Below are 12,819 nucleotides of genomic sequence, written 5' to 3'. Positions count from 1 at the left end.
GGACTTCAGCATGCGCACCGAACAACCGAAGATGATTTATCTGAAGGACTATCAGGCGCCCGAGTACCTGATCGACGAAACACACCTGACCTTCGAGTTGTTCGAGGATCACAGCCTGGTACACGCGCAGTTGGTGATGCGCCGCAACCCGGCCCGTGGCCCGGGCCTGCCACCGCTGGTGCTCGATGGTCAGCAACTGGAGTTGCTCTCGGTGACCCTGGCCGATAAAGAGCTTGGCGCTGCTGACTATCAATTGTCCGAGAACCATCTGACCCTGCAGCCGACCACGGAAACGTTCACGGTCGACACCAGCGTCAAGATCCACCCGGAAACCAACACCGCACTGGAAGGCCTGTACAAGTCCGGCACGATGTTCTGCACCCAGTGCGAAGCGGAAGGTTTCCGCAAGATCACCTATTACCTCGACCGCCCGGACGTGATGAGCAAGTTCACCACCACCGTGGTCGCCGAGCAGCACAGCTATCCGGTGCTGCTCTCCAACGGCAACCCGATCGCCTCGGGCCCGGGCGAAGACGGCCGGCACTGGGCAACCTGGGAAGATCCGTTCATGAAACCGGCGTACCTGTTCGCGCTGGTGGCCGGTGATTTGTGGTGCGTTGAAGACAGCTTCACCACCATGACCGACCGCAACGTCGCATTGCGCATCTACGTCGAGCCGGAAAACATCGACAAGTGCCAGCACGCGATGACCAGCCTGAAGAAGTCGATGCGCTGGGACGAAGAGGTTTACGGTCGCGAGTACGATCTGGACATCTTCATGATCGTCGCCGTCAACGATTTCAACATGGGCGCGATGGAGAACAAAGGCCTCAACATCTTCAACTCCAGCGCCGTACTGGCCCGCGCCGAAACCGCGACCGACGCCGCGCACCAGCGCGTTGAAGCGATCGTCGCGCACGAATACTTCCACAACTGGTCGGGCAACCGCGTGACCTGCCGCGACTGGTTCCAGCTGTCGCTGAAGGAAGGCTTCACCGTATTCCGCGATTCCGGTTTCTCCGCCGACATGAACTCGGCCACGGTCAAGCGCATTCAGGATGTGGCGTACCTGCGGACTCACCAGTTTGCTGAAGATGCAGGTCCCATGGCCCATGCCGTGCGTCCGGACAGCTTCATCGAGATTTCCAACTTCTACACCCTGACCGTGTACGAAAAGGGTTCGGAAGTGGTCGGCATGATCCACACCTTGCTCGGCGCCGAAGGCTTCCGCAAGGGCAGCGATCTGTACTTCGAGCGTCACGACGGTCAAGCGGTCACCTGCGACGATTTCATCAAAGCGATGGAAGATGCCAACGGCGTCGACCTGACCCAATTCAAGCGCTGGTACAGCCAGGCCGGTACACCGCGTCTGGCAGTGAGCGAGTCTTATGACGCCGCCGCGAAAACCTACAGCCTGACCTTCCGCCAGAGCTGCCCGGAAACCCCGGACAAAGTTGAAAAACTGCCGTTCGTGATTCCAGTCGAACTCGGCCTGCTCGACAGCAAAGGCAACGAGATTGCCCTGCGTCTGAGCGGCGAAGCAGTGGCGCAAGGCACCACCCGCGTGATCTCGGTGACCGAAGCCGAGCAGACGTTTACCTTCGTTGACATCGCCGAACAGCCGCTGCCATCGCTGCTGCGCGGCTTCTCGGCGCCGGTGAAGCTGAGCTTCCCGTACAACCGCGATCAATTGATGTTCCTGATGCAGCACGACAGCGACGGCTTCAACCGCTGGGATGCCGGTCAGCAACTGTCGGTGCAGGTCCTGCAAGAGTTGATCGGCCAGCAGCAGAAGGGCGAGAGCCTGAAGCTTGATCCGCGCCTGGTCTCGGCACTGCGTACGGTGCTGTCGGACGAATCGCTGGATCAGGCGATGGTCGCTGAAATGCTCTCGCTGCCAGGTGAGGCGTACCTCACTGAAATCAGCGAAGTGGCTGACGTCGATGCGATCCATATCGCCCGTGAGTTCGCACGCAAGCAATTGGCCGAAGGGTTGTTCGAGGCGCTGTGGCTGCGTTATCAGGCCAACCGCGACCTGTCGAAGAAAACCCCGTACGTGGCCGAGGCCGAGCACTTTGCTCGTCGCGCGCTGCAGAACATTGCGCTGTCTTATCTGATGCTCAGTGGTAAGCCGGAAGTACTGGCGGCGGCGCTGGAGCAGTTCGAAGCGGCCGACAACATGACCGAGCGCCTGACTGCGCTGGCGGTACTGGTCAACTCACCGTTCGAAGAGCAGAAGGCGTTGGCGCTGGCCAGTTTCGCCGAGCACTTCAAGGACAACCCGCTGGTCATGGATCAGTGGTTCAGCGTGCAGGCCGGCAGCACTCTGCCAGGCGGTCTGGAGCGCGTGAAAGCGTTGATGCAGCACCCAGCGTTCAACATCAAGAACCCGAACAAGGTGCGTGCGCTGGTCGGCGCGTTCGCCGGGCAGAACCTGATCAACTTCCATGCGGCGGATGGTTCGGGTTATCGCTTCCTCGCGGATCTGGTGATTGAGTTGAACGGGTTCAACCCGCAAATCGCTTCTCGCCAATTGGCACCGCTGACGCGCTGGCGCAAATATGACGATGCGCGTCAGGCGTTGATGAAAGGCGAGCTGGAGCGGATTCGGGCGTCGGGGCAGTTGTCGAGTGATGTGTATGAGGTTGTGAGCAAGAGCCTGGCTTGATGGGCCCCTCACCCTAACCCTCTCCCAGTGGGAGAGTGGACTGACCGAGGTGTCTTTGCGCTGTCGCCGACCTGAAAGTCCGAGTCGAACTCAGAATCTGAAAAGCCCCTCACCCTAACCCTCTCCCAGAGGGAGAGGGGACTGATTGAGGTGTTTTTGCGCTATACGCAGACCTGAAAGTCCGGAGTCGAACTCAGAATCTGAAAGGCCCCTCACCCTAACCCTCTCCCAGTGGGAGAGGGGACTGACCGAGGTGTCTTTGCGCTGTACGCCGACCTGAAAGTCCGAGTCGAACTCAGGTTTTGAACGGCCCCCGATCTGCTCCCTTTCCCCCTCGCCCCCTTGGGGGAGAGGGCTGGGGTGAGGGGGTAAGATTTATGCATCAACACAACTCCCTAAGCCGTACGCACAAAAAAACGCCGCATTAACCAATGCGGCGTTTTCATTTCCCGAAAAATTACTTCAGATCAAACCGATCCAGATTCGTCACCTTCGTCCACGCCGCAACAAAGTCCTTAACAAACTGCTCCTTCGCATCCGAACTGGCATACACCTCGGCCAACGCCCGCAGTTGCGCATTGGAACCAAACACCAGATCAACCCTTGTCGCCGTCCATTTCACGTTCCCGCTTTTGCGGTCACGCCCTTCAAACTCATCCGCATCCCGTGAAGTCGGTTTCCACTCCACCCCCATGTCCAGCAGGTTGGTGAAGAAGTCATTGGTCAGCGCTTCAGTCTGGCTGGTGAAAACACCATGACGGGATTGCCCGACGTTGGTGTTCAACACCCGCAAGCCACCGAGCAACACAGTCATTTCCGGCGCAGTGAGGGTGAGCAGTTGCGCCTTGTCGATCAGCAGCGCTTCAGCAGAAACGGTGTACTTGGCCTTGCTGTAATTACGGAAGCCATCGGCAATCGGTTCGAGGAAAGCGAAGGACTCGACATCGGTTTGCTCCTGAGAAGCATCAGTGCGGCCCGGTGTGAAAGGGACAGACACCGAATGCCCGGCGTTTTTCGCCGCTTGTTCGATGCCAGCGTTGCCTGCGAGCACGATCAGATCCGCCAGCGAGACTTGCTTGCCGGCGGCACCACCGTTGAACTCGTTTTGAATCCCTTCAAGCGTACTCAGCACCTTGTCCAACTGCTCAGGCTGATTGGCCTGCCAGAATTTCTGCGGTGCCAGACGCAGACGACCACCATTGGCGCCACCGCGTTTATCCGAACCACGGAACGTTGACAGTGCCGCCCAAGCCGTCGAGACCAGTTGCGAAACGGATAGGCCCGACTCAAGGATTTTGCTTTTCAGTGCCGCAGCGTCGCTGTCGTCGATCAGCGGGTGCGTGACGTCTGGAATCGGATCCTGCCAAAGCAGTTCTTCGCTCGGCAGTTCCGGGCCGAGGTAACGGGACAGCGGGCCCATGTCGCGGTGGATCAGTTTGTACCAGGCGCGGGCAAAGGCATCGGCCAGTTGGTCGGGATTGGCGAGGAAGCGCCGCGAGATCTGCTCGTAGGCGGGGTCGAAGCGCAGCGCCAGGTCAGAGGTGAGCATGGTGGGCGAGAGTTTCTTGTTCGGATCATGGGCATGCGGAACGGTGCCGGCACCGCCGCCATTTTTCGGAATCCACTGGTGGGCGCCAGCCGGGCTTTTGGTCAGTTCCCATTCAAAACCGAACAGGTTTTCCAGGTAGTTGTTGCTCCACTTTGTTGGTGTGGTGGTCCAGGTCACTTCGAGGCCACTGGTAATGGTGTCGGCGCCCTTGCCGGTGCCGAACGCATTGCGCCAGCCCAGACCTTGTTCTTCGAGGCCGGCCGCTTCCGGCTCAGGCCCGACGTTGTCGGCAGGGCCGGCGCCGTGGGTTTTACCGAAGGCGTGACCGCCAGCGATCAGTGCCACGGTTTCTTCATCGTTCATGGCCATGCGGCCAAAGGTTTCGCGGATGTCGTGGGCCGAGGCCACCGGGTCCGGATTACCTTCAGGACCTTCAGGGTTAACGTAGATCAGGCCCATTTGCACGGCGGCGAGGGGGTTTTCCAGATTGCGTTCGCCCTGATCGGTGCGGCTTTCCTCTTTACCGTGCAAGTCCGGCTCGGCCACCAGTGTGCCGTCACCGGGCTCCTGCATCGGCGCCTTGTCCTTGCCATAGCGACTGTCGCCGCCGAGCCATTCGTGTTCCGAACCCCAGTAAACGTCCTCGTCCGGTTCCCAGACATCGGCACGGCCACCGGAATAGCCGAAGGTTTTGAAGCCCATCGATTCCAGCGCGACGTTACCGGTGAGGACAATCAGATCCGCCCAGGAAATGTTACGGCCATATTTCTGCTTGATCGGCCACAGCAGACGGCGGGCCTTGTCGAGGCTGACGTTATCCGGCCAGCTGTTCAGCGGCGCAAAGCGTTGCTGACCGGAGCCGGCGCCACCACGGCCATCGGCGGTGCGATAGGTGCCGGCGCTGTGCCAGGCCATGCGCACGAAGAGAGGGCCGTAGTGCCCGAAGTCGGCCGGCCACCAGTCCTGAGAGTCGGTCATCAATGCGGTGAGGTCTTGTTTCAGCGCCTGGAAATCCAGGCTCTTGAAGGCTTTGGCGTAGTCGAAATCCTTGCCCAGCGGGTCGGACTTGGGCGAGTGCTGGCTGAGGATTTTCAGGTTGAGTTGATTCGGCCACCAGTCACGGTTCGTCGTACCACCACCGGCGGCGTGGTTGAACGGGCATTTCGATTCGTTTGCCATGTTCGGGTCCTTATCAGGTCTGCTACGGCCGGCTCGTGCCGACTTCGGACTAGTAAGGCTAGACCCGACTTGGAGAGTCAGCTAATAGGCCGACTATTGGGCGCCGATAGGGAAAGTCTTTCGGCGCTTTCACAGTACGGTGCAGGACTCGGCATATGTCCGATGCCCGCCCGAAACCCTCGTCCTTGAGCAGCTGTTGTGCTGAGTGAAGCAAGAAACGTAATGACAGAAAGAAATGTTATTGTATAACATTAAATCGGTTTCATTTTGTTTCTGTCAGCGTTTTCTGCGAACGCTGACAGCGATCTTCACTTTTAGCTCATGGAAACTCTGCAATGCCTGCCCGTTCCCACCCCCTGCAACGACGCCTCAATCCGTTGGCTGCGGCGCTGCTTTTTGCAGCGCCGGTGTTCGCTGCCGACACCCTCGAGCTGCAACCGCAAGTCATCACCGGCAATCCGCTCGGCAGCCAGACACTCGCTTCGCCATCGACGGTGCTCAGCGGCGACGACCTCACGTTTCAACAGAAGGGCAGCCTCGGTGAAACCCTGAACAAGCAACCCGGCGTGTCCTCGTCGTACTTCGGTCCGGGTGCGAGCCGGCCGATCATCCGCGGTCAGGACGGTGACCGCATCCGCATCCTGCGCAACGGCGTCGGCGCGCTGGATGCTTCGTCGCTGTCTTACGATCACGCGGTGCCGCTGGACCCGGTCAACATCGTGCGTGTTGAAATCATCCGGGGCCCAGCAGCCCTGCTATACGGCGGCAGCGCCATTGGCGGAGTGGTCAACGCTTTTGATAACCGCATTCCGACCGAGGCTATCGACGGAATCCATGGCGCCGGTGAGTTGCGCTACGGCGGTGCCGACACCACGCGAAGCAGCGCCGGCAAACTCGAGGCCGGTAACGGTCAGTTCGCCTTGCACCTGGACGCCAGTGCCCGCGAGTTCAATGATCTGAAAATCCCCGGTTACGCGAAAACCGCTGGCGAACGCGCAAACGACGACGGCGACTCGAAAAAGCATCGACTGGCCAACAGTGATGGTCGCCAGGACGGCGGCGCGGTGGGCGGGTCTTACACTTGGGATGACGGATACGCCGGCCTGTCCTACAGCAACTACGACTCCAATTACGGTTCGCCCGCTGAACAAGACGTGCGCATCCGCATGCAACAGGAGCACTACGCCTTCGCCTCGGAGATACGCAATCTCGATGGGCCATTCAGTTCGATCAAGCTGGATGCGGGCTACACCGATTACGAACACCGCGAAATCGAAGGTGGCGAGGTCGGTACGACGTTCAAGAACAAAGGTTACGAGGCGCGTGTCGAAGCGCGGCATCAGCCATTGGGGCCGTTCAACGGTGTGATCGGTGCGCAGGTCAGTCGCAACGAGTTCTCGGCGCTGGGCGAAGAGGCGTTTGTCCCGCAAACCGATACCGATGCCGGCGCACTGTTCATTCTCGAAGAGTTGCAAGCCACCGACCGACTGCTGTTCACCCTCGGCGGACGGCTTGAGCACACCACGGTCGATCCGAACGCCAAGGGTAACGAGCGCTTCGCCAACGCCGATCGATCCAGCAGTTTCACCGCTGGCAGTCTGTCGTCCGGTGCGGTGTACACGCTGACGCCGATCTGGTCGGTGGCCGCGACGCTGGGCTACACCGAACGTGCGCCGACATTTTATGAGCTGTACGCCAACGGAGCTCACGTCGCGACCGGCACTTATGAAGTTGGCGATGCCGGGCTGTCGAAGGAAAAAGCCGTGTCCAGTGACCTGGCGCTACGTTTCGACAATGGTACGCACAAGGGCAGTGTCGGCGTGTTTTACAGCCACTTCTCCAATTACATCGGCTTGCTCGGCACGGGCCGAACGCTGAATGACGAGGGCGAAGAGGACGCCGACGGCATCCCTGAATACACCTACTCCGGCGTGCGGGCGCGCTTCAGCGGCATTGAAGCCCAGGATCACTGGAAACTCGGCGAAAGCGCCTACGGCAAGTTTGCCTTGGAGTTGTCCGGCGATTACACCCGCGCGAAGAACCTCGACACTGGCGAAGATTTGCCGCGCATCGCGCCGCTGCGGCTCAACACCGGGCTGCTGTGGGAACTGGACAAGTGGCAGGCGCGCATCGATGTCGAACACGCCAGTTCACAACATCGCGTGCCGGACAATGAAAGCAGCACTGACGGCTACACCACACTGGGCGCCAATGTCGGGTATCACTTCGATGTCGGTCAGAGCCAATGGCTGGCCTTCGTCAATGCCGAGAACCTGACCAATCAAACCGTGCGTTATGCCAGTTCGATCCTGCGCGACATTGCGCCGGCAGAAGGGCGCAGCATTCAGGTCGGGTTGCGCACAACGTTCTGATAATCACTGATTTCCACCGTAGGAGCTGCCGCAGGCTGCGATCTTTTGCTTTTAAAATAGAGATCAAAAGATCGCAGCCTGCGGCAGCTCCTACACAGACGTTGTCAGGTGGATTGAGCCGTGTCGTCCTCCGGCACGTCATCGAGAATATCCTCTTGCCCCGGCAATTCAGTAATCACACTGAAGTCCGTCACTTCAACTGCGCCCAATCCATAACCCAGCAAATGGAAAGAAAATGCTTTGCGCTCTTGCGGGTTGTCGAAGCTGAAGTTCATTTCCAGTGGTTGCTCGGCGGTTGCGACCATCTCCTGCGGCAGACCGATCTGCACGTCCTGTTCAAACTCCTTGGCCTTGAGCTGAATGTACGCTGCCTGTTGCGGATCGACTGAGCGTACGGTCAGACGCACGCGAGTGTGCGAGCCTTTGGGCATTTCCAGATACTGCGCGCCGATCAGGTTGTCGGCCCAGTCATCCTTGATCTGCGCTTGCAGCGGGATAACGTTGGTGCTGCCGAACTGATAGCGATGATTGAGCGGTGTGCGCAGCAGCGAAAGGTCGAGGGCATTGGCGCGGGCGGCGATCTGCCGGGCCGGGTGGCCGCTGTAGTTACCTTTATAGAGGGCATTTTCGGCGATGAACCCGGCGCTTTCGTAGTAGCGGCAGCGACGCGGCATGTCGCACTCGGAAAAGATCCCCTGACCGTTGTGATAGCGCAGCTTGCCGTTGGTGAACGACATGATTTCGCGGCCGCTGTCGTAATCGCGAAACAGCGAGCGACCGCTCAGCGCGGAAGGCACCGGCAAATCGAAGTAATCGAGAATCGACGTACTCAGATCGACGTGGCCATAAACGCCTTTGTTCAGTCGTGGCAGTTGCGCTTGCTCCGGCGCCAGGGTCAGATTGAAGCCCCACGAAGAAGCCAGTCGCACGCCGTCGATGCCGTGGGATTCGTCCGAGGTGATCACCACCAGCGTGTCTTTCAGAACGCCTTGGCGTTCGAGGCCGTTGAGAAACTGCTCCAGCGCATCGTCGAGATAACCGACGGCGGCCTGTTTTGGCGTTTCGAAGCGCTCCAGATATTCCTCGGGCGCGGAGTAGGGCTGATGGGTGCCGACGGTCAGTAACGTCAGCATCCACGGCTTTTTCTGCTTTTTCAGTTCGCCGACATAGTCCAGCGCGCCCTCGAAAAATGCCTTGTCATCCTTGCCCCACGGGAACTCCAGATAGTTGCTGTTGGTGAACCACTCCAGACCGTGCGTCGCATCGAAACCGATGTGCGGCATGATCTTGTCTTTGGCCATGAAGCGCAGCCCGGCACCTTGCAGATAGTGCGTGCTGAAGCCGTGTTCACGCAGTTGCGCCGGCAGGCAGGCCTGATTGCGCTCGTTGAGGGTCAGCATCTCCACGCCTTTGGGCGTGCCGTTGTTGAGCTTGTCATAATCGCCGCAGAGCATCGAGTACAGACCGCGAATGGTCTGATGTGTATGCAGCACGTAATCCGGGGTGTTCATGCCGCGCTCGGCCCAGCGACTGAGGTTGGGCATCAGGTCTTCCTGATAATGACTGCCGATGGCTTCGCGGTTGGCGCGAATGTAGGCACCGGGAATGCCTTCCAGGGCGATGATCAGTACGTTGCGCGCTTGCCCCGGTGCGGCCAGCAGTTTCTGCCCATTGAGGTCGACGTCGGTGAGACCGGCCATGGCCGGCGCGGGTTCTTCGACATCGCCGTCCAGCCATTCCTCGCCCCGAATCTGCAGATCGGCGACCTCAGTAGCCAGCAACTGGTGCGGCAGGTTGTACTGGCGCCACGGATCCGCTTCACTCGGCCACAGGTTCTGCGCGCCCCAGTGCGCGGCGAACAACACCAGCGGTGCGCTCCAGGCGGCGCGTGGCAGGGGCGGGCGCGGTAGATCGCGGTTGGCAAACCGGGTTGCTAACCAGAACAGCAGGGCCAGCAGCAAGGTGATACCCAGCGCAGGATGCGCCAGCCCGCCACCGGTGGAATTTTCCACGAACTGCGGATCGATCAGGTAATGAATATCCGAAGGCGTCGGCAGACGCCCGACGGCGCTGACCAGTTCAGCGGTCGCCACGGCCAGCAGTCCCCAGAACAGCAACACCGGCAAGGCCAGCCACCACGCCCGGCGATGCAGCAACACGACCAGCAGGCTGCCAATGGCCAAGTCCGACAAATAACCCAGAGGTGCCGACCAGCCCAGTGCCGCACGTAGGCACACCGGCACAATCAGCACGAGAAATATCAACGAAAAGAGGCGGGCATGCGGCTGCCGCAACCGGTTAAAAAGAGCGCTCACAAAAAAGACCTTCCAGCCATTAAGTCGTCATAAAAGTGTGCTCGATGATACCAAGGGTGGGCTGTCTGATCGCCCTTTTAAACGCTCAACTGATGCGCTGGTGCGCGAGCTCTCGAAGGTGACGTCGCGCCTGCAGCCCTGATCGGCCCTCGGGTCAAACGGCAATCGGCGATATTGCTACCGACGGATTTATTGTTTCAGGCTGTTTATGCCGCCAAATCATCACCGGTATCCAATGTAGTAACAGCGCAACGCTGCGATCTTTCTAAACCTCGGAATCAAAAGCCCGCAGGCTCATTGCGCTCAACAACCCGTGCTATCGATATGCGATAAAGATATTTAATTTCTATTTTTTATAGCGATAAAGTCAGGCCTTTCAGCACACCACCCCCATGCTGCGAGGTTGTCATGGCCACACCGTTCAAACGTTCCGCACTGACTCTATTGGCCGCTTCCCTGGCCGCGAGTTCGTTGTTCAGCACCGGCGCTCAAGCTGAGGGCAAGATCAGCATCGCTCAACAATTCGGCATCGGTTACCTGATTCTCGATGTGGTGCGCGACCAGAACCTCATCGAAAAACACGGCAAAGAGCAGGGTCTCGACATCAAGGTCGACTGGAACAGCATTTCCGGCGCCACGGCGATGAACGAAGCATTGCTCACGGGATCGCTCGACGTGGTGTCTGCCGGCGTGCCGCCAATGCTCACCGTGTGGGATCGCACCAAAGGCAAACAGAACGTCAAAGCCATCGCCGCACTGGGCTCAATGCCCAACTATCTGCTGACCAACAATCCGAACATCAAGACCCTCAAGGACTTCACTGACAAGGACCGGATTGCCGTGCCTGCCGCCGGCGTGGGCTTCCAGTCGCGCACCTTGCAGATCGAAACCGCCAAGGAATTCGGCGACGCGCAGTACAAGAAATTCGACGATATCTCGGTCAGCCTGCCGCACCCCGATGCGACGGCTGCGCTGATTGCCGGCGGCTCTGAGATCAACTCGCACTTCTCCAGCCCGCCGTTCCAGTACCAGGCGTTGCAGAATCCCAACGTGCACAAAGTGCTGAGCTCCTATGACGTGCTTGGCGGCCAGGCGACGTTCAACGTGCTGTATACCACGGAAAAATTCCACGACGAAAACCCGAAAACCTACAAGGCGTTCTATGACGCGTTGGCCGAGGCCGAGAAGATCATCAAGGCTGACAAGCCGGCGGCGGCTCAGGCGTACATTCGTGTCGAGCAGTCGAAACTGCCGCTGGCCCTGGTCGAGCAAATCGTCAAGGACCCGGAAATCGATTTCACCGTGGTGCCGCAGCGCACCTTCATCTATGCCGAGAAGTTGCAGGAACTGGGCGTGCTGAAGAACAAGGCCGACAGCTGGAAGGATTATTTCTTTGAAGAGGCGCATGACGGCGCGGGTAGTTGAGCGAATGGCATGAAGCCTCAAGAATCATCTTCACCGGGCGATACCAGTGGTCAACGTGCGCCGAATCATCTGATTCGGCGCAACGCATGGATTTTTTGACAGGCACGGTATTAAAGAATGCTACGGAAAGTTTGCAGCACATTGGCAACCTGGGGGGCTATCACTCTAAGTGTTGCCGTATTGAACGGGTGCACGACGGCGCGATACGACGGTCAGCGCGCGCCGGATCCGGCCAAGGCTGTGATTATCGGCTCCATCATCGAAGGCTATCTGACTCAGCCGCACGGCCTGACGGTCAACATCAAACAGCAGGGAGAGCCAGACACAGCCATTACCCTGACCACGCTGTACAACGAAGACGACCAGCCGTCCCCGAACCTGCTGGGGCATCTGTTCATGTACGAGGTGCCGCCAGGACGCTACGAATTCATCGATTGGAACTATCAGTTCTATATGGGGCACGCCGTTGCCCGGCCGTCCTCGACGGTATTCACCGTGAAGGCAGGGCAGACGCTTTACATCGGTAATCTCTACGCCAATGCGCTGACGTACTGTTTGTCCAACGTCAATGATGCCGAAGAAACCGTCGAGCGCCTCAAGGGCAAATACCCGATCCTGCAAAGCCGCACGATCATCAATCTGACCTCCGAAAGCGCCTTCAAACCGTGGCCCACCTCTGATGCCAAAGACAACGGCAAAGGGCTTTGCGTTTTTTGAAGCACCATCGGCCGGGCACTTTTTTCCAAGGAATAAATTGATGAATCGCACCGCACTACTTTGGGTTGGCCTGCTGGCCAGCCTGACCCTGCTCAGCGGCTGTGCCGCCGGGCCTGATTTGAAGGGACAACCATTTTTTACTGCAGTGGAAAAGGCGCAACCGGAGCAGGCGACACTGTACTTCTATCGGCCTGCCGCGAGTGTCGGTTACTTCGTGACCCCGACGATTACGATCAATGGAAACGCCGTCGGAGTTTTACCTTCCGGCGGGTTTTTCCGGACAACCGTGCCGGCCGGTTCCTACCGGATCGAGTCGACTACTCCGCCATTTGTCAGCAGCAGCGTCAACAAACGCTTCGACTTGAACGTCGAAAGCGGCCATGTCTATTTCATCGCCGATGAGACCAGTTCCCGAGCGTTCAGCGATGACCATGCGCTGGGTGAAGTGAACGACGCCTATTATTCGGGCACGCATTTCTACTTCCGTTATGCATTGGTACCTGCGGAAGAAGCGTTGCGGACGATCAAGTGGTGTCAGCAGGTGCCAGTGGCCGTCAAGTGATATTCGAAAACGGCAGAACCCGGTCAGTGTTC

At 58.9% G+C, this 12,819-nt stretch carries 7 protein-coding genes; 5 read left to right on the top strand and 2 right to left on the bottom strand.

The genetic code is table 11. The features are described 5' to 3' along the window. Positions 1-10 precede the first annotated feature (10 nt). A complete protein-coding gene (pepN, locus tag AK821_RS15450; protein ID WP_064390474.1) occupies positions 11-2,668 on the top strand; it encodes an aminopeptidase N in 2,658 nt (885 codons plus the stop codon). A 457-nt stretch (positions 2,669-3,125) separates the two neighbouring features. On the opposite strand, the gene katG is transcribed toward pepN, so the two are convergent. Then, positions 3,126-5,396, bottom strand: coding sequence for a catalase/peroxidase HPI (gene katG / locus AK821_RS15445; RefSeq protein WP_064390473.1), 2,271 nt, complete (start codon positions 5,394-5,396; stop codon positions 3,126-3,128). 335 nt (positions 5,397-5,731) lie between these two features. On the opposite strand from katG, the gene AK821_RS15440 reads away from it, so the two are divergent. Continuing rightward, positions 5,732-7,768, top strand: coding sequence for a TonB-dependent receptor (locus tag AK821_RS15440; protein ID WP_064390472.1), 2,037 nt, complete (start codon positions 5,732-5,734; stop codon positions 7,766-7,768). Positions 7,769-7,872: 104 nt separating this feature from the next. Here the strand turns inward: AK821_RS15440 and AK821_RS15435 are convergent, their stop codons facing one another. Further along, positions 7,873-10,083 carry an LTA synthase family protein gene (locus AK821_RS15435; RefSeq protein WP_064390471.1) on the bottom strand — a complete coding sequence of 737 codons (2,211 nt, stop codon included), beginning with the start codon at positions 10,081-10,083 and terminating at the stop codon, positions 7,873-7,875. Between the two features lie 408 nt (positions 10,084-10,491). On the opposite strand from AK821_RS15435, the gene AK821_RS15430 reads away from it, so the two are divergent. The 3 genes from AK821_RS15430 (at position 10,492) to AK821_RS15420 (ending at position 12,787) form a co-directional block, all read left to right on the top strand. Next, positions 10,492-11,508 carry an ABC transporter substrate-binding protein gene (locus AK821_RS15430; RefSeq protein ID WP_064390470.1) on the top strand — a complete coding sequence of 339 codons (1,017 nt, stop codon included), beginning with the start codon at positions 10,492-10,494 and terminating at the stop codon, positions 11,506-11,508. A gap of 180 nt (positions 11,509-11,688) precedes the next feature. Then, a complete protein-coding gene (locus tag AK821_RS15425) occupies positions 11,689-12,225 on the top strand; it encodes a hypothetical protein (RefSeq protein ID WP_224790846.1) in 537 nt (178 codons plus the stop codon). Positions 12,226-12,265: 40 nt separating this feature from the next. After that, positions 12,266-12,787, top strand: a complete 522-nt coding sequence (locus tag AK821_RS15420) for a DUF2846 domain-containing protein (protein WP_064390468.1) — start codon at positions 12,266-12,268, stop codon at positions 12,785-12,787. Positions 12,788-12,819: the final 32 nt, after the last annotated feature.

The organism is Pseudomonas sp. RIT-PI-r (assembly GCF_001297015.1).
Taxonomy (GTDB): domain Bacteria; phylum Pseudomonadota; class Gammaproteobacteria; order Pseudomonadales; family Pseudomonadaceae; genus Aquipseudomonas.
This window is presented reverse-complemented; position numbering and strand designations above follow the sequence as displayed.